Annotated in this window: 19 protein-coding genes and 1 pseudogene; 4 read left to right on the forward strand and 16 right to left on the reverse strand. The window is 61.7% G+C overall.

All coding sequences use genetic code 11. The features are described 5' to 3' along the window. Nucleotides 1-48: 48 nt before the first annotated feature. The 10 genes and pseudogenes from ftsH to ybgC form a co-directional block, all read right to left on the reverse strand. Complete coding sequence (gene ftsH / locus AB4136_RS00390) at nucleotides 49-1983, reverse strand: ATP-dependent zinc metalloprotease FtsH (RefSeq protein ID WP_024922920.1); 1935 nt, start codon at nucleotides 1981-1983, stop codon at nucleotides 49-51. Nucleotides 1984-2085: 102 nt separating this feature from the next. Further along, nucleotides 2086-2751 (reverse strand): hypothetical protein, encoded by a 666-nt coding sequence (locus AB4136_RS00395; protein WP_342586171.1) that lies wholly within the window; start codon nucleotides 2749-2751, stop codon nucleotides 2086-2088. Nucleotides 2752-2904: 153 nt separating this feature from the next. Beyond that, nucleotides 2905-3453, reverse strand: a pseudogene (tilS, locus tag AB4136_RS00400) (tRNA lysidine(34) synthetase TilS); the annotation flags it as partial. Next, nucleotides 3453-4544: a tol-pal system protein YbgF gene (gene ybgF, locus AB4136_RS00405; protein ID WP_024922922.1), complete on the reverse strand. Its 1092-nt coding sequence runs from the start codon at nucleotides 4542-4544 to the stop codon at nucleotides 3453-3455. The pseudogene tilS and the gene ybgF, both read right to left, overlap by 1 nt. Before the next feature lie 222 nt (nucleotides 4545-4766). Then, a complete protein-coding gene (pal, locus tag AB4136_RS00410; RefSeq protein WP_024922923.1) occupies nucleotides 4767-5270 on the reverse strand; it encodes a peptidoglycan-associated lipoprotein Pal in 504 nt (167 codons plus the stop codon). Nucleotides 5271-5592: 322 nt separating this feature from the next. Continuing rightward, nucleotides 5593-6909 carry a Tol-Pal system beta propeller repeat protein TolB gene (gene tolB / locus AB4136_RS00415; RefSeq protein WP_024922924.1) on the reverse strand — a complete coding sequence of 439 codons (1317 nt, stop codon included), beginning with the start codon at nucleotides 6907-6909 and terminating at the stop codon, nucleotides 5593-5595. A 34-nt stretch (nucleotides 6910-6943) separates the two neighbouring features. Next, the gene (locus AB4136_RS00420; RefSeq protein WP_425349435.1) at nucleotides 6944-7660 is read right to left on the reverse strand and encodes a TonB family protein; all 717 of its coding nucleotides are present in this window, start codon (nucleotides 7658-7660) and stop codon (nucleotides 6944-6946) included. Nucleotides 7661-8097: 437 nt separating this feature from the next. Next, complete coding sequence (gene tolR, locus AB4136_RS00425) at nucleotides 8098-8556, reverse strand: protein TolR (RefSeq protein WP_024922926.1); 459 nt, start codon at nucleotides 8554-8556, stop codon at nucleotides 8098-8100. An 11-nt stretch (nucleotides 8557-8567) separates the two neighbouring features. Beyond that, nucleotides 8568-9281 carry a protein TolQ gene (gene tolQ / locus AB4136_RS00430; protein WP_024922927.1) on the reverse strand — a complete coding sequence of 238 codons (714 nt, stop codon included), beginning with the start codon at nucleotides 9279-9281 and terminating at the stop codon, nucleotides 8568-8570. Between the two features lie 280 nt (nucleotides 9282-9561). After that, on the reverse strand, nucleotides 9562-10029 hold the full coding sequence (gene ybgC, locus AB4136_RS00435) for a tol-pal system-associated acyl-CoA thioesterase (protein ID WP_024922928.1): 468 nt from the start codon (nucleotides 10027-10029) through the stop codon (nucleotides 9562-9564). Between the two features lie 203 nt (nucleotides 10030-10232). On the opposite strand from ybgC, the gene AB4136_RS00440 reads away from it, so the two are divergent. Both AB4136_RS00440 and AB4136_RS00445 read left to right on the forward strand, forming a co-directional pair. Further along, nucleotides 10233-11297: a hypothetical protein gene (locus AB4136_RS00440; protein WP_137900875.1), complete on the forward strand. Its 1065-nt coding sequence runs from the start codon at nucleotides 10233-10235 to the stop codon at nucleotides 11295-11297. An 83-nt stretch (nucleotides 11298-11380) separates the two neighbouring features. Continuing rightward, nucleotides 11381-11974, forward strand: coding sequence for a hypothetical protein (locus AB4136_RS00445; RefSeq protein ID WP_137900874.1), 594 nt, complete (start codon nucleotides 11381-11383; stop codon nucleotides 11972-11974). An 11-nt stretch (nucleotides 11975-11985) separates the two neighbouring features. On the opposite strand, the gene ruvB is transcribed toward AB4136_RS00445, so the two are convergent. The 6 genes from ruvB to rcdA all read right to left on the reverse strand — a co-directional run bounded on the left by ruvB (nucleotide 11986) and on the right by rcdA (nucleotide 15572). Further along, nucleotides 11986-13026 carry a Holliday junction branch migration DNA helicase RuvB gene (gene ruvB, locus AB4136_RS00450; protein ID WP_024922932.1) on the reverse strand — a complete coding sequence of 347 codons (1041 nt, stop codon included), beginning with the start codon at nucleotides 13024-13026 and terminating at the stop codon, nucleotides 11986-11988. A 43-nt stretch (nucleotides 13027-13069) separates the two neighbouring features. Beyond that, nucleotides 13070-13690 (reverse strand): Holliday junction branch migration protein RuvA, encoded by a 621-nt coding sequence (gene ruvA / locus AB4136_RS00455; RefSeq protein WP_024922933.1) that lies wholly within the window; start codon nucleotides 13688-13690, stop codon nucleotides 13070-13072. Then, nucleotides 13687-14115, reverse strand: coding sequence for a type II toxin-antitoxin system VapC family toxin (locus AB4136_RS00460; protein ID WP_024922934.1), 429 nt, complete (start codon nucleotides 14113-14115; stop codon nucleotides 13687-13689). Before AB4136_RS00460 ends, ruvA begins: the two co-directional genes overlap by 4 nt. Continuing rightward, on the reverse strand, nucleotides 14115-14357 hold the full coding sequence (locus tag AB4136_RS00465; protein WP_024922935.1) for an AbrB/MazE/SpoVT family DNA-binding domain-containing protein: 243 nt from the start codon (nucleotides 14355-14357) through the stop codon (nucleotides 14115-14117). The genes AB4136_RS00460 and AB4136_RS00465 overlap by 1 nt, the downstream gene beginning before the upstream one ends. 78 nt (nucleotides 14358-14435) lie before the next feature. Then, nucleotides 14436-14945 (reverse strand): crossover junction endodeoxyribonuclease RuvC, encoded by a 510-nt coding sequence (ruvC, locus tag AB4136_RS00470; RefSeq protein ID WP_024922936.1) that lies wholly within the window; start codon nucleotides 14943-14945, stop codon nucleotides 14436-14438. Between the two features lie 96 nt (nucleotides 14946-15041). Continuing rightward, complete coding sequence (gene rcdA / locus AB4136_RS00475; RefSeq protein WP_024922937.1) at nucleotides 15042-15572, reverse strand: protease adaptor protein RcdA; 531 nt, start codon at nucleotides 15570-15572, stop codon at nucleotides 15042-15044. Nucleotides 15573-16132: 560 nt separating this feature from the next. Between rcdA and AB4136_RS00480 the strand changes: the two genes are divergently transcribed. Together AB4136_RS00480 and AB4136_RS00485 are read left to right on the forward strand one after the other, a co-directional pair. Then, complete coding sequence (locus AB4136_RS00480; RefSeq protein WP_024922938.1) at nucleotides 16133-16510, forward strand: hypothetical protein; 378 nt, start codon at nucleotides 16133-16135, stop codon at nucleotides 16508-16510. 26 nt (nucleotides 16511-16536) lie between these two features. Then, on the forward strand, nucleotides 16537-17088 hold the full coding sequence (locus tag AB4136_RS00485) for a DUF2269 family protein (protein ID WP_024922939.1): 552 nt from the start codon (nucleotides 16537-16539) through the stop codon (nucleotides 17086-17088). Nucleotides 17089-17100 lie beyond the last annotated feature (12 nt).

Below are 17100 nucleotides of genomic sequence, written 5' to 3' on the forward strand. Positions count from 1 at the left end.
CCGCGAACAGGTCGCGGCGTTTTCATGTTGGATAGGGACCGGTGCCGATTAGCTCGAAGGCTGCGGCTCCATGCCACCTTCAGCCTCGGGGCCCTTCTTGCGGCGACCACCCGTACCGGCCTTCGGCACGGCGGAGCCACGCGAAGTCGGGGTATCGTCGCCGAGATCGCGCGACGGCTTCTGGCCGGCGATCAGCTGCTTGATCTCCTCGCCCGACAGCGTCTCGTATTCGAGCAGGCCTTCGGCCAGCGCGATCCAGTCCTTCTTCTTCTTGGTCAGGATCGTTCTGGCGGTCGAATAGGCCTCGTCGATCAGGCGGCGCACTTCGGCGTCGATGATCTGCGCGGTCTCTTCCGAGACGTTCTGCGTGCGCGCCACCGAATGGCCGAGGAAGACCTCTTCCTGGTTTTCGCCGTAGGCGACGTGGCCGAGCTTGTCGGAGAAGCCCCAGCGCGTCACCATGGCGCGCGCCAGCTTGGTCGCCTGCTCGATGTCCGAAGAGGCGCCGGAGGTGATGTTCTCCTTGCCGAACTTGAACTCTTCCGCCACGCGGCCACCCATCATGATGGCCAGGCGCGAGATCATGTATTTGTAGCTCATCGAGTAGCGGTCGCCTTCCGGCAGCTGCATGACCATGCCGAGCGCGCGTCCGCGCGGAATGATGGTCGCCTTGTGCAGCGGGTCGGCGGCCGGCACGTTGAGCGCCAAGATGGCATGGCCGGACTCGTGATAGGCGGTCAGCTCCTTCTCGGCCTGGGTCATAGCCGAGGAGCGGCGCTCGGCGCCCATCATGATCTTGTCCTTGGCATCCTCGAACTCCTGCATGGTGACGAGACGCTTGTTGCGCCGCGCCGCCATCAAGGCGGATTCGTTGACGAGGTTCATCAGGTCGGCGCCCGAGAAGCCGGGGGTGCCGCGCGCGACCGTCTTCAGGTCGACATTCGGCGCCAGCGGTACGTTGCGGACATGGACCTTGAGGATCTTCTCGCGGCCGACGATATCCGGGTTCGGAACCACGACCTGACGGTCGAAGCGGCCCGGACGCAGCAGCGCCGGGTCGAGAACGTCGGGACGGTTGGTGGCGGCGATCAGGATGATCGACTCGTTGGCCTCGAAGCCGTCCATCTCGACCAGCAGCTGGTTCAGCGTTTGCTCGCGCTCGTCATTGCCGCCGCCGAGACCGGCGCCGCGGTGACGACCGACGGCATCGATTTCGTCGATGAAGATGATGCAGGGCGCATTCTTCTTGGCCTGCTCGAACATGTCGCGGACACGGCTCGCGCCGACGCCGACGAACATTTCGACGAAGTCGGAACCCGAAATGGTGAAGAACGGCACATTGGCTTCACCAGCGACCGAGCGGGCCAGAAGCGTCTTGCCAGTGCCGGGAGGGCCGACGAGCAGCACGCCGCGCGGGATCTTGCCGCCCAGGCGCTGGAACTTCTGCGGATCGCGCAGGAACTCCACGATCTCCTCGAGGTCCTGCTTGGCCTCGTCCACGCCGGCGACATCCTGGAAGGTGACGCGGCCATGCGCTTCGGTGAGAAGCTTGGCTTTGGACTTGCCGAAGCCCATGGCACGGCCAGAGCCGGACTGCATCTGGCGCATGAAGAAAATCCACACGCCGAGGATCAGGATCATCGGCAGCCACGAGATCAGGTAACCGAACAAGGTGTTGGAACCGTCGGTCTCGGGACGAGCGTTGATGACGACGTTCTTTTCCTCAAGCCGCGAGACCAGAGACTGGTCGCCGGGTGAGTAGGTCTGGAAGCCTGCTGCGCTGTCGGCATAGGTGCCGCTGATACGGTCGCCGGCGATCGTCACCGTCTTGACGCGGCCGGACGCTACATCCTGCAGGAACTGCGAATAGGGAACGTCGGTCGACGCGCCACGCGTCTGCGGCGTCTGGAAGAGATTGAAAAGAGCGATGAGCAGGACCGCTATGATCGCCCAGAGCGCCAGGTTGCGATAGTTCGGATTCATCGATTGTCCCGTTGGCGCCCGATCATGGGCGCTGATCTTTGAAGTGTTGCGCTTAACATAGGGAGAGCGCACCCCCTTGCCAAGCATAACAACATGGCTCGGTTAAGCATTCGCCGTCGCTTTCGCGCCACGACGGACGACCAATGGTGGCTCTCCAACGACCGCCCCGCCGATGAGCTTCGCCACCGCCCGAGCAAGGCCAAGATCGAAGCCCGGCAGGAAACGGGCGAAAGGTGAGGCAATGGGCAACGCTGCTCCAACCGTTGGTTTTCCGGCCTCCCCGACAAGTCCAAGGCACGTGCCGTCCCGCCAAAGTGCGGGTTCTGTAGCCAACGCCGCGTAAAACAAGCTTGAAGGCGTCCCCGACACCGTTTCATCGGCGAAGGTTTTTGCAGCCATTTGGCCGAATGGCGCGATCACGCAATCCCTTGCGGCGTCGTTGAAAGTGATGCGGTATCGGCCATCCCAAACCGTGTCGGACACGGCGGGCATGTCAGTGGGCAGGCCTCGCGTTTCGCGGCGCAGAAAGATGCCCGAGCGGCGACTGTCGGCTACCGTCCGCGACAATGTAGCGCGATGTCCCAAACCCTTGAGACGATGGAAAAGCACGGTCGCGCGCTCCTCGTCCGGCAGGAACGAGATGCCTCCGACGACGGCCAACAAAACCCGCAGCGCGTAGATGGAGGCCGCTGGATCATCTGTGTTCGCGAAGACCGGGTCTAGGCGGATCAGGCCACGGGTCGGGCGGCTCGCGTGGACATCGATCAATCTGGCCGCGCGGCGGCCGAGATATTCCCGCTCAGCCGCGGCCTTTCCGGCGATTGCGAAGAGTTCGTCGAAGCGCCGGCCGTCGCTACCGAGAGCGGTGCGCAGGCGAGGACGCTCGAACCGGCCGTCGACATTGGTCGGATCGTCGATCCAGCCAAGGCCGCGCGCGCGCAACAGGGTGCGCAGCGCATCGCGCCGCTCTGCCAGAAGCGGGCGAAGGATCCAAATATCTCCGTCGAAAAGCGTTGCCGGGGCCATGCCGGCAAGGCCACGCCCCTGATCCCGCGCCTGCCTCATCAGGACGGTTTCAGCCTGGTCGTCCGCGGTATGGCCGGTCAACACCATCCCAAGGCCGGCATGCCGCGCGGCGTCGGCAAGCAGCCGATAGCGGGCCTCGCGCGCCGCCGCGGGCAATCCGGTCGAGGGTTTGGCTCCCTCCCAGACGACGATGCGATGAGCAATACCGAGCCTGGCACACAAACGGGCGACCTCTTGCGCTTCCGCGATGGAATCCGGGCGCAGCCCATGATCCACCGTGACGGCGAGCAGCCGGGCCGACGGGACGGAACGGTCGAGGTGATCTTTCAGGAGAACCAGAAGCGCGGTCGAATCACTGCCGCCCGAAACGGCGGCCACGGCGCCCTGGCCGAAGTCGATATGCGAGAAAAGCGGATGTTCAGAAAGCGGCCCGATATGCGCCATCAGCACGAGGCGAGCGCCCGCTCCTGCTTGACGCGTTCCTTGAGCGCGCTGGTGGCATCGGGATAACGCTTGCCGATTTCGGCGAAGGTGGCGCAAGCGACGTCGCGCTGCTTGAGACCCATCAGGGAGATGCCGAGCTTCAGCATCATGTCAGGCGCCTTCTTGGACTTCGAATAGTCCTTGCTCGCGCCAAGGAAAACTTCGGCGGCGTCGCGATATTTCTGCTGGCCGAGCAGAGCCTCGCCCAGCCAATAGTGGGCGTCGGCAGCTTTCGCATCGGTCGGGAAACGTTCGATATGCTGGCGAAACCCCTGTTCGGCGGTGTTGTAGTCCCCGGACAGGATGAACTGATAGGAGTTGCGGTAGAGCTCCTCCGGGCTGTTGGTGCTCGGCAAGGATGCGACAACTGCACCGCCCGAAGGCGCCTGGGATGTCGCCGGAGCGCTCGGGATGTCGGCCGGCGGCTGTGCGGTCACCACATTGCCGTTCTTGTCGACGGTAATGGTCCCGAACGACTTGGACTGCTGACCCGGGACGAGCTTCCCCGGATCGCCATTTCCCGAATCGATGATCAGGTCGCCGACCTGATCCCCGGAAGAAGCCTGGTCGGCCGGCTGCGGTTGGGCAGCGGTCTGTGACGTTCCTGCGGCATGGGTGCCGGCGGTCGCCGGCACCTTGGGTGTTGTTGCAGCGGGCGCCTGCGCCACGCTGCTGTTGCCGGTAGCGGCATCGGACTTCTTGTGCGAGGCGCCGCCACCCTGCTCGATCTGCTGAAAGCGGAACTCGTTGTCTTCCTGTGATTTGCGCAGTTGCTCCTGCAGCTGCAGGATTTGGAAGTTCAGCTCCTCGATCTTGCCGTTCATCTGCCGGATCTGGTCTTCCAGCCCTACGGTGCCGCCAGCCTGCGCAAGCTGGACGTCGTCGGACTTCTTCGACTGTCCGCCAAAGACACCCGGCAGATTGATGCTGGGCAGTTTGAACGAAAAGCCGTCCTCGGTGGTGCGCACCGGTCCGGCCGCCCAGGCGGGTGCGACGACACTCGCTGTGAGAAGAACGGCAAGCGTCCCGCTCAGGATTGTTCTGAAATGCATTGGTCTCTCGCCATCAAGGTCAAACGGTTCAATGCCCGGAAGCCGATCATCGCCTTGGAGACGGTAGACCGACCCGAACGCATCCGCTTTTAGCAGGGCGCGAGACTTCGGCCAAATTTTGTTTCGGCCAGATGTCCAAGAAACAAAAGGTTGCAAAAAAGGCGGCCGAAGCCGCCTTTTCGATGATCTGCAATTGGCTGGCCGGCCGAAGCCGACGGCCTATCAGGAGCCGGCGCCCGACAGGGTGGTGACGGCGCGGCGGTTCTGCGACCAGCAGGAGATGTCGTCGCAGACGGCGACCGGACGTTCCTTGCCGTAGGAAATGGTCTTCAGGCGCTTGGCTGCGACACCCTTGCCGATCAGGAAGTCGCGGGCGGCAGCGGCACGGCGGGCGCCGAGCGCCAGATTGTATTCGCGGGTACCGCGCTCGTCGGCATGGCCTTCGACGACGATCGCGTACTGACCATACTTGTTCAGCCACTGCGCCTGGCGGCCAAGTGTCTGCTGGGCGTCGGCGCGGATCGACGAGGAGTCGGTGTCGAAGAAGATGCGGTCGCCGATATTGACGGTGAAGTCCTGTGCGGAGCCGGGGGTCGCGGCGCCACCACCGAGACCGAGATCGGCAGCGCTGTTCGGGGTCTTCTTCGAGGCGCAGCCTGCAATCGCCAGCGAGGCGACCAGCGCGATCATGACCGGGTTCGTGGTAAGCTTTGCGATACGGCGCATGCCGCCTCTCCTTCGCATTCGAGTGATTTCATTGATCTGCCAGTAACCACGTTTGGGTTAACCGGCGCTCAAGAAACACGGTTAAAATTCGGTTGCGGTCGCCGTCCGCGACCGTTGCCAAGGCGATAGGCCAGAATGACCAGCACGCCGGGGCACGCTCGACGCTACACTTGCACTCCGTATGCCAACCTCCCGGAAGCCCCGGGATTGGCCGGCTTCGGCCACTAGCGGGGAGGCTCTAGTCCGAAATGCGGCCAAAACGCGGCCAAGTCATGAAAAAGGGGCCGTGAGGCCCCTTTCTACGGCATTTCGAGAATGCGTGCTACTCGAGCAGCGGCGACCAGGCCGGATCGGAAGCGAAGCCTGCCGTCGGGATCGGCTGCTCGTTGCGGCCGGTCAGGTCAATCGAATAGAGCTTCGGCCCACCACCACCGGCGCTGTCGCGGAAGAACATCAGGACACGGCCGTTCGGCGCCCAGGTCGGGCCTTCCTGCTGGAAGCCGGAGGACAGGATACGTTCGCCCGAGCCGTCTGTCTTCATCACGCCGATCTGGAATTCGCCGCCCGCCTGCTTGGTGAAGGCGATCAGGTCGCCGCGCGGCGACCATACCGGCGTCGAATAGGTGCCGTCGCCGAACGAGATACGGGTCTGGCCGGAGCCATCCGCGCCCATGACATAAATCTGGGCCCGACCGCCACGGTCGGAGGTGAAGACGACCTTCGATCCGTCGGGCGAATAGGAAGGCGACGTGTCGATGGAGGTCGAGTTGGTCAGTCTGGTCGTCGAACGGCTGCGCAGGTCCATCGCGTAGATGTTGGAATTGCCGTCGTCGCGCAGAAGGCTCATCACCACCTTCTGGCCATCCGGCGAAAAGCGCGGCGCAAAGGTCATGCCGGGGAAATTGCCGACCAGTTCGCGCTGCCCGGTCTCAAGCTGCAGCAGATAGACCTTAGGCTGCCCGCTCTCATAGGACATGTAGGTGATTTCCTGCCGGTTCGGCGAGAAACGCGGCGTCAGCACGATCGAGGAACCGTTGGACAGGTAGCGTGCATTGGCGCCGTCCTGATCCATGATCGCAAGCCGCTTCTTGCGTGCGTTCTTGGCGCCGGTTTCGTCGATATAGACGACACGGGTGTCGAAATAGCCCTTCTCGCCGGTCAGGCGCTCATAGATGGCATCGGCAATGATGTGGGCGACGCGACGCTGGTTGGCATCGTTGGCGAAGAACTGCTCGCCCGACAGCTGCTGGCCGGCAAAGGTATCCCAAAGGCGGTATTCGGCGCGGACGCGGCCGTCGGCTTCCTTGCTGACGCGGCCGGTGACGAGGGCCTGCGCGTTGATGACCTTCCAGTCTTCGAAGCGCGGCGTCTGGTCCGGACTGGAGACCTTCTCGATGAAAGCACCCTTGTCGATCGGCGCGAACAGGCCCGAGCGCTTCAGATCCGCCGAGATGATGTTCGAAATCTCGGTGCCCAAACCGCTGGTCGACTGGAAGTCGGTGATGGCGATCGGCAAAGGCTCAACATTGCCCTTGTTGACGTCGATCTCCACCCGCGCGTGGGCGGGCAGCATCGCCAGTCCACCCATGCCGGTGGCCATGGCGCCGATCAGAAAAAGAGTCTTGAGAAGATGCTTCATCGAGAATTCCTGTTTCATATCCGGGCGTTAGACGTTACATGCCCATGTCGCCTGGGTTGAAAGTGACTTGAATTTCGGACCAAATGTCCTGCTTGCCTGCTGGAAGTGTCAGCCCCGCCTGATCGCATTTCTGGATCGCGCGCACCGCGCTTTCATCGTACGAACGATTGCCGCTGGAAGTCTGGATCGTCGGGCGGCCATCCAGCTTGCCCGATTGATCCACATTGAACCGAATGATTGCGACCAGGTTCCCGGCGTCTTGTGCGCCGACAGGAATGGTCCAGCAGCCGCTAAGCTGCTCGCGCAGAGCGCCCATCTCGCTGTTGCTCAGCTTTTGGCCATTGTTCCTGTCGCCGCCGAGCGATGACTGCTGAGTGGACCGTTTTGCGCCGCCACCGGAAGGTTTTTGCTTGTTGAGAAGAGCGGAAACCTTATCGTTGAAGGCCTCATCCTCCGATTTTTGACGCGACGATGCTTCCTTGACCGACTTGTCCGATTTCTTGCGATCCGGCGCCTTGGCGGTCTCGGCCTGAGCTGGTTCGGGGCGCGGCTTCGCTTCAGGCGCCGGCGCCGAATTGGGCAAGGCAACCGCTTCGGTCGGCTGCGTAGCGATCGCTTCGGCCACAGCATCCGGCTTTGCCGGCTCGGGTTTGGCCTCCGCCGGCTTCTGTTCGGCTGGCTTTGGCGCAGGCTCAGGCTCCTTCACCGGCAGCGGCTTGGGATCAGGCTGCTTGACGGGATCAGGCTTCACATCCTGTTTCGGCTGCTCCGCCGGCGCGACCTCCGTTGCAGGCGTCGGCTTAGGCTCTTCCTTCGGCTTCGGTGCGTCTTCCGGTTTCGGCTTTTCCGTCGGCGTAGGCGCCTTGGGTGCCGACTCCGTATTCTCGACCGGCTTTGGCTTTGGCGCGGGCGTCGCCGGATTGTCGGTATCGACCGTGTTCTCGCCAATCTTCTGGGCATTGGCGACGATATCGGGCCGCTCAGTCGGCTTCGGTGCCGGCTTGTCGCGTGGCGTCGCTTTCTTGTCGCCCTGTAGCGACTGCGCGACATCCTCCACGGGAACGATATCGACGGGGAACGACTCCACATCCAATGGCTGGAAGCCAGGCGGAGCCCGCAGCGTGAACAGGCCGAAACCGATCACGACGGCATGCAAAATCGCCGATGTGGTGAGGCCGGCCTTCAAGGCTACTTTTCCTGTTCCTGCAACGTGACCAGGCCGAGGTTCTTGTAGCCGGCCGCCGAGATGCGGGCCATGACCTTCATGACCGTGCCATAGTCGGCAGCCTTGTCGCCGCGGATGAAGATGCGTTCCTCGTAACCCGTCTTGGCGATCGCCTCGAGCTTCGGCACCACTTCTTCGAGCGGAATCTCGGTTTCCTGCAGATGGATCTGGCCGGCCTGATTGACCGAAACGGTGATCGGCTGGGTTTCGGCATTCATCGGCTTGGCCTGCGTTTCCGGCAGGTCGATCGGCACGCCGACGGTCAGAAGCGGCGCCGCCACCATGAAGATGATGAGCAGCACCAGCATGACGTCGACGAACGGCGTCACGTTGATTTCCGACATCAGGCCGTGATGGCGGCCGCGCCGTCTGTGGCCTCGACCGCCGCGTCCTGAACCGCCTGAGCTGACTGACATTCCCATCGTGTTGTTCCTCAGGCGGCCTTCTGGGCCACTTTCTCATCGATTTGGCGCGACAGTATGGCGGAGAACTCGTCCGCGAAGCCCTCCATGCGCACGCCGATCTTGCCGGCATCGGATGACAGCTTGTTATAGGCGATGACCGCGGGAATGGCCGCCAGCAGGCCGATGGCGGTGGCGAGAAGCGCCTCGGCGATACCGGGCGCAACCACGGCGAGATTGGTCGATTTCGAGCCGGCGATGGCCTGGAACGAGGTCATGATGCCGACCACCGTGCCGAACAGGCCGATGAAGGGAGCCGCCGAGCCGATCGTGGCGAGGAAGCCGAGCCGACCTTCGAGGCGCTCCATCTCCCGGGTCAGCGCCAGATCCATCGCCTTATCGATGCGCGTCTGCAGCGCCAGCGGCGACTTCGCACCCTTTTCGAAGCTCTTCTTCCACTCGCGCATCGCGGCCACGAAGATGGCGCCCATTCCAACCGTCTTGCGGTCGGCAAGGTTGCGGTAGAGTTCCTCAAGCGATTGCCCAGACCAGAACACCTGCTCGAAGCGGTTCAACGCAACGCGGATGCGCGCGTAGGAAATCAGCTTGTCGATGACGATGGCCCAGGTCCAGACCGAGGCGCCGAGCAGGCCAAGCATGACCAGCTTGACCACCCAGCCGGCCTGCATGAACAGGCCCCAGATCGACAAATGCGCGCCCGGATCGGCGAGTGCGATGTTTTCCATGGTTCGTTCCTTAAGAATTCCGGGCCCGGCTCGCCGCTAGCCCCTGGCGCTCTACCTCTTGTGGTCCGTTCGCGCGAAGCTTCCGGAAATGCCCAAAAGGCGCCTTTCGCGGCCTTTTCACGACAAATATTGGTGAAACGAAGGCATGGGCGCCTCCAATGCTCACCAATGTCTTCATGAACCGTTATGGTTAAGGAGAGGTTAGGAATCGCGGCGTTGTGCGCTGCAACAAGCAGGCTGCCGCTCAACGCGCATCACAATTGCTTGAAGCTGGCGTCTATCAGCCCTTGGGCATGAATGCCGCGACCCATTCCTTGGGAAACCGGCGCGGGCGGCCATTCTCGCCGATGATCGCGGCCTCTACCCTGGCATCGACCAGAACCTCGTCGCCGCGCTTCAATTGCTGCACCATGAAGATGCGCGCGCCGGAAATCTCGTCGGCGCGGGTGTCGACGGTCAAAATGTCGTCGATGCGGGCCGGCGAGCGGAAGTCGATCTCCATGCGGCGCACCACCCAGACGATTTTCTCGCCATGCTTGCCTTCGGCGAGCTCTGTATGGTGCACACCCGCCAGCCTGAGGAAATCCGAACGCCCACGCTCCAGGAACTCCAGGTAGCGGGCGTGATAGACGACGCCGGAAAAATCGGTGTCGGCATAATAGACCCGCGCCATCAGGCGATGGCCGAATTCCGTCAACGCGCCTGAAATGCCGCTGAGCAGGGCATTTTGGTTGTCATCGACAGACATGGCGTCTCCGTTTCGGGCTTGAGAATTGCTCGCCGCATTCCGATGGCAGCAATGGTCAGAGCATTCAAGGCCTGGAGGCCGACAGCACTCGCCTTCGGCATCTCCCAGAAATGGCCGCGTCTCCGAGAATTCGACACCCGTCAGTTGATTTTAGGAATATTATCCTATATCATCATTTCCCGATATTTGACGGCGAGGACCCGATGACCAACATTCCCAATGAAGAGGCCGAAATCCGAAAAATCAAATCCAGCCTTACCGACATCGATGTCGACATCAAGCTCCTGAGGCTTCGCCGAAAGGCCGGGTTTAATCCTAACCAGCCGCGCGTCCCCAGTGGAAATCCGGATGGCGGACAATGGTCGGATGACGGTTTTTCGGGCGGCGGCCAATCAGGATCCGACACACCAAGAGGGATTGCAAAAAATCCGGCAACGGTCGCGCCGCAGGGTCGCGACGTAGCGACCGCTCGCGTTGCAACGCGCGTCGGCCCACGTCATTCCCCGGACCGTCCTCAAGTTCGCTACACCGTTACGTTGCCTGGGCAGAGAAGATTTGGCTTCCAGACAGACGGCAAGATACAGACCGTCTTCAACGGCTCCAATCGTCCGATCAGCAGAACGATCTGGACACCGAATGGTCCAATGCCTCTCCCGACCGTGCAACGCGTCAGCGCAATCGGAACGCGAGACACCGCCAATCTCCAAACCAGCCTCAAAACCGCACAAGAAACCTTTGAGGCCGCGCGGCAGCTTTACAATTATCTCTCCGCTACCGCCTCGGAAGGCTTGCGAGCCTGCCTTGCCTTCACGGCCAAGGAATTCCGCCCAGGCGGAGAGATTGTCCCGCATTTGAACTATGTCGGCACATTGACGCGCGCAGAAACCGCAACTGTTTGCACCAAACTCGACCTTGTTCAACGGCTTTCAAATGAAGCATTTGCCGAAGCCAAGCGTGCTGGACCGTATCCTAACGCTGCGGTTTTCGGCACAGCCGTTCATGCCCGGTTGCGCCAGAAGATTCTCACCCATGGAGGGCCCACTCTTAAAGCAGAGTTCTCTCTCTTGAAGAAGGTTGAGGAGGAACCATTGGATTTCAGCGCGATTCGCGTAGATGTCATCGAGAATCGGGGGGAAGGCCCAATATGCGTTTATGATCTGAAAACTGGAAAAAGAGGTTTGAGTGGCCCGCGCACAGCAGAATTCGCAATAAGATTACTGAAGCATGGCCGCCCAATTATCGTCATTGAAGTGAGGCCCAACGAATGACCGCCTCCCAAATGATTAGGCGTCACCTTGTGCCGCTCCTCAAGCGACATTCCGACGTAGAGTTGATTGGACGCTGGCTTGTGATGAAACCCATCAGACATCTGCTTCGCGGCATTGTTATTTTAAGTTGGGATCATGACAGCTACTTTGTCCCGCAATGGGCTGTGACCCACTTCTGCGAGCCGATAGGGCGCTTTCCATTGAATTGGGGAGATCGCATAGACCGGGACACGCCCGGGCTATTCAGGTGGGCCGACCCGGAAACCCCTGCCCAATTCATGGCGCAGATCGAACGGGATATTCTCCCCCTCTTTCGCAGTATGGAAACCCTCGATGACATGGTCGCATATCTGGCGACGAAGCCGCTAAAGTATAGGGACTTCGAAATCGACGAATTGCGCGGTGTCTCGCTCCATGCCGCGCGTGGTGACCTTGAGGCGGCTCGCGCCAAACTGGACGATCTTCGAAACGGCCGCTCGCTTTGGTGTATCCCGGGCTTCGCCGAAGCGGAAATAGCCTCGGTTGTCGAACCACTTGGCCCCTTGCTGGACAGAGGCGACCGGGCCGGCATTGCGCGCCAACTCGCGGCCTGGGAAACAATGCGCATCGCCAAGTTGCCGAAAGGGTTTGCCCGCATCTGGGAGCCAACGCCGTTCCCGGTGGAACAGGTTACATAGGCGCGGACGCCTTAATCCTCTTCCTGGAAGAGATTGATCTGCTGCTGGTTCAATTCGCGCGGCACTTCTAGGCCGAGATGTTTCCAGGCATTGGCTGTCAGCACGCGCCCACGTGGTGTGCGCATGATGAAGCCCTGCTGGATCAGGTAAGGCTCGATGATGTCCTCGATGGCATCGCGCGGCTCGGAAAGCCCGGCCGCGATCGTCTCGATGCCGACCGGCCCGCCGCCGAAATTCATGGCGATCATGGACAGATAGCGCCGGTCGAGCTGATCGAGGCCGAGTGCATCCACCTCCAGCCTGGACAGCGCATCGTCGGCGACCTTGCGCGACACGGTCTCAGCGCCGGCAACGGAAGCGAAATCGCGCACACGACGCAAAAGGCGTCCCGCGATGCGCGGCGTGCCACGAGCGCGCCGCGCAATCTCCACGGCCCCGTCATCGCCAATCGGCATGCCGAGAATGCGCGCGCCGCGCCGCACGATCAGCTCCAGTTCATCGACCGTGTAGAAATTCAGCCGCACCGGAATGCCGAAACGGTCGCGCAGCGGGTTGGTAATGAGTCCAAGCCGCGTGGTGGCGGCCACCAGCGTGAAGCGGGCAAGGTCGATCTTGACCGAGCGCGCCGCCGGCCCCTCGCCAATGATCAGGTCGAGCTGGAAATCCTCCATCGCCGGGTAGAGGATTTCTTCCACGGCCGGGCTCAGCCGATGGATTTCGTCGATGAAGAGAACGTCGCGGTCTTCCAGATTGGTGAGCAGCGCGGCGAGATCTCCAGCCTTCGCAATGACCGGGCCCGAGGTCGAGCGGAAATTGACCCCCATCTCGCGCGCCATGATTTGCGCCAGCGTCGTCTTGCCCAACCCCGGCGGACCGACGAACAGGACGTGATCGAGCGCGTCGCCGCGCCCCTTGGCCGCTTCAATGAAGACCTTCAGGTTGGCGCGTGCCGCTGCCTGGCCGACAAAATCGTCCAGCACCTGAGGACGCAACGTCTGGTCGGCATCCTCGCCGCGCTTTTCGGAAGAGATGAGACGGGGGGCGGTGGTCATGCCCCTCTCCTCGCATAGCGTCCGGGCCTGAACAAGCGGTGCGTCACCGCGCCAGCTCCTTCAGCCCAAACCGGATCAGCTTGGCGGAATCGGCACCATCGCCGGCGCTCTTCAGAGCCGCGGCCACAGCATTGGCGGCAACGTCGCGCGAATAGCCGAGATTGGTCAGCGCCGAGACAGCATCGGCGACCGGAGCGGCCGCCACGCCTTCGCCCAACTCCTGCTTCAGCCCGATCGTGCCGGAAGCTTCACCGGCAAAGGCCGGCGCCTTGGTCTTCAATTCGGTGACGATGCGCTCGGCCACCTTCTTGCCGACCCCCGGTGCCCGCGACACCATGGCGATGTCGCGCAGCGTGATCGCATTGGCGAGATCGGATGGCGACAGCGTCGACAGGATGGCCAGCGCAACCTTGGCGCCGACACCCTGGACATTGCTCATCAGCAGACGGAACCATTCGCGCTCCAGCGCGGTCTGGAAACCATAGAGGCGGATCATGTCCTCGCGCACATAGGTTTCGATATGAAGCACGACCGCTTCGCCAGGCCCCGGCAGCGCCGACAGCGTGCGTGCCGAACAATAGGCGACGTAACCCACGCCATGCACGTCGACGAGGCAATGATCCTCCTCGATCTCGTCCAGCGTGCCTTTCAACTTGCCGATCATCTGTTGCTCCCCATTGGATGGGTTTCTGGAGAGACGATCCGCAGCAGCGGGAAGTAGGCCCGATAGCGGTCCTGGTCGCGGGTTAGAAGCGAATACCCGCGTATGGCTGCATGCGCGCCGATATAGAAATCCGGCAAGGGCGAGCGTTTCGCCCCACCGCCGCGGCGATAAGCCAGAAATGCATGACCAGCAGCGAATGCAGCCTCCCAGGGCAAATCTTCCCTGAGGAAGCGCGACGGCGACAGCGCCGTTTCCAGCGCTGCTTCGCTCGCAAAGCCGGCTGCCATCTCGGCATAGACGACCTGGTTGACGATGATGGGACCCTCCGACCGAAGCCGCTCAATCGTATGGATCGACCAGTCCTCCCATGAACTGCCCGCGTCGAAGAGATCGATCAGGACGTTGGTATCGACGAGCGTCGCCATCAATCTCTCAGGAGTTTGAAGAATTCGTCCCCGGTCATCCCCCCGAGATCCATCGTCCCCTTGTGACGACGGATATGAGCCATGAACTCGGCAACCTCTCGCTCGACGTCGGTCGCCGAAACAGGGCGCATAAGCGCGCTACCGTCCTGCAGATTGAACTCGACCTCGGTCCCCGCGACAATGCCGAGTTTCCGGCGAATGTTCTTCGGGATCGTGACCTGGCCCTTTTCCGTAACGCGCATTGTAATACCTCTACAGTATTACCTAGCGACAGAATGAGAACAAGTCAAGAACAAAGTCGTTCGGGTGACTGTTGTGGCCTATCCGGCCATAGCCATGCGATAGGCCATGCTCTGCCGGTGATGCGCATGGCAGATGGCGATTGCCAGAGCGTCGGCGGCATCGTCCGTGTCGAAGGCCGCCTTGGGCAAAAGCACCTTCACCATCATGTGGATCTGCTTCTTGTCGCCATGGCCGACGCCGATCACCGCCTTCTTGACGGCGTTGGGCGCATATTCGGCCACCACCAGCCCGGCGCGGGCCGGCACCAGCATGGCGATGCCGCGCGCCTGGCCGAGCTTCAGCGTCGCCGACGCATCCTTGTTGACGAAGGTCTGTTCGACAGCTGCCTCATGCGGCATCGCCCGATGCAGCACCTCGGCCAGCCCGTCATGCAGCTGGCACAGCCGTGCCGCCAAAGCTGCCTTGTCGTCGGAGCGCACGGTTCCTGCAGCGACGAAGCGCAGCGAATTGCCAAGGCTTTCCACGATGCCCCAGCCGGTGCGCCGAAGCCCCGGGTCGATGCCGATGATGCGAATCGTTTCCCCCATGCGCGAAGTCTACCTTTCGCGCAGAGCGATGCCAGCAAAATGTGAACAAACCAGAAACGCAAGTGCGACAGGACGACGACCTGGGGAAGTCCCGGCTCAGCCGCCCGCAAAAGCCGTCTTGAGCAGAGTGATCTGGTCGGAAACCGGGTTGGAACGGCGGTTGGCCGGCTGCGGCGGCAACGTGGCGCCGCCATAGATCTCTTCGTCCATGCGGCGCACCAGCGACTGCAGGCGCAGCGAGCGGTTGACGAGATCGAGGAAGTCGTCGGGCAGTTCGCTCCAGCCCGCGGCTTCGCTATGGGCGGACGCTGTATCCAGCCGAACCTTGGATTTTTCCGACGCAACCTGGTCACGCGTCATCTCGCCGGAATTGGCCGCGCGCTGCAGGAGGAGCCACGAAGCGATCTGCATCAGCCTTGTCGTCAGCCGCATCGATTCAGCTGCGTAAAGCGTCGCGCCGAGCCGCGAAAGCTTCTTCGCTTCAAGCCGGCCCTTGCCGTCGAGATACTCGGCCGTGCGCTCGACCAGCCCCATGCCCTCGTCATAGAGCGGCTTGAACGACTGCGAGAAAACCCTTCGCTCGGCCAGCTTGATCGTGTTCGCGCTTTCCTTAGAAGGCTCGCTCATTTCCTGGTTCCGTATTCGCATTCTTCCGGCCGAATCGGCGTCATGCCGCCGGTTTCCAAGCCTATATGACAGTGGCTAAGAAAATGCGCCCGGACTTCGCGCAAGGCAAGCACATGTTTAACAAACGGTTAACGACAGCTTCTCGTCTATCGACCCACCTGTTTGCCAGATAAAAAAAGAGCCGCGATGAGGCGGCTCTCAGGAGTTTAACAGGGAGGCGTCAAACAAAGTGGCTCCAACCACTCGGTAAGAATCCAGATCACTGGATATGCATAGTAAACGCTCGTAAAGCTTAATGAACCCTTAACAAGGGGTGAAATTTTTTAAGGGACGACTGCCGAGTGTGCCGTATCAGCACAGCATCGAGGTGCTTGAGATGCCTGGCGCCACCTGAAAAAGTCGCGAGACCTTGTTCTCATCTTCGAACCGGTTCACCGCTTTCAAGTCGGCCTTGGAGACTGGCCACAACTCGATCCGGGATGAAAGCTGGCATCTCGCGCGTTTACTCACTCGATCGTGACCGCAACGACGGTCGCGCTGAACCGGAAGTGGGAACTTCAATGCAAGGCGTGGCCAGGAACTTCTTCGTGCTTGCCATCATCTATGCGCTGTGCGGCATGGCATTGGGCCTGCAGATGGCGATCAGCCAGGATCACACCGAGATGCCCGTCCATGCGCATGCGCTGGTGGCGGGATGGCTGACATCGGCGGTCTTCGCGTTTTTCTACCACCTGTTCCCCGCCGCCGGGCAAACGAGGCTGGCCAATATCCATTTCTGGCTGACAGCGGTGAGCGGAGCGGGCCTGATGGTGACGCTCTATCTCCTGCTGGCGGGAAAAACCGCGATCGAGCCGCTGGTCGGCATGTTCTCGATCCTCTTTTATGCCGGCATGCTTCTGTTCGCCGTCATTGCCTGGCCCGTCATCCGCAAAACCTGATCCGCCATGCCTGGAGACAGAGACCGATGGACTGGTACCCGATCGTAAAACTGTTGCATGTCGTTGCCGCCACGATCTGGGTCGGCGGCGGCTTCACCATGATCCTTGTGGGGACGCTCGCCGATCGCGCCAACGATCAGGAAACGTTGATGGCCCTGCTCAAGGCCACGGCGAAGCTCGGCAAGCTGTTGTTCATGCCGTCATCGCTGGCGACATTGGTCTCCGGCTTGATCATGACGTCGGTGTGGACCGGCTTTTCGGAGCTGTGGGTGATCATCGGGTTATGCGGCTACGCCGCTGCCTTCGTCACCGGCACCTTCGTCCTCAAGCCTTGGACCCAGAAAATCGCCGCTATGCTCGCCCGCGACGGGATCACCCCCGCGGCGGTCGCGCTCGGGCGACGCACCCTGCGCTTTGGCAAGTTCGACTACATCGTCATGGCCATCGTGGTGGCCGACATGGTCCTCAAGCCAACCCTTCACAACACCGGGGAACTGACCGCCATGGCGGTGCTGATGATCGGCGGCGCTGTCGTGATCTTCGCAAGGCGGGAAACCGCTGGCACGGCCGCCGCCTGACCAGCTTCCGAC

This window comes from Mesorhizobium sp. 2RAF21 (genome assembly GCF_052115345.1).
GTDB classification, from domain to species: domain Bacteria; phylum Pseudomonadota; class Alphaproteobacteria; order Rhizobiales; family Rhizobiaceae; genus Mesorhizobium; species Mesorhizobium terrae.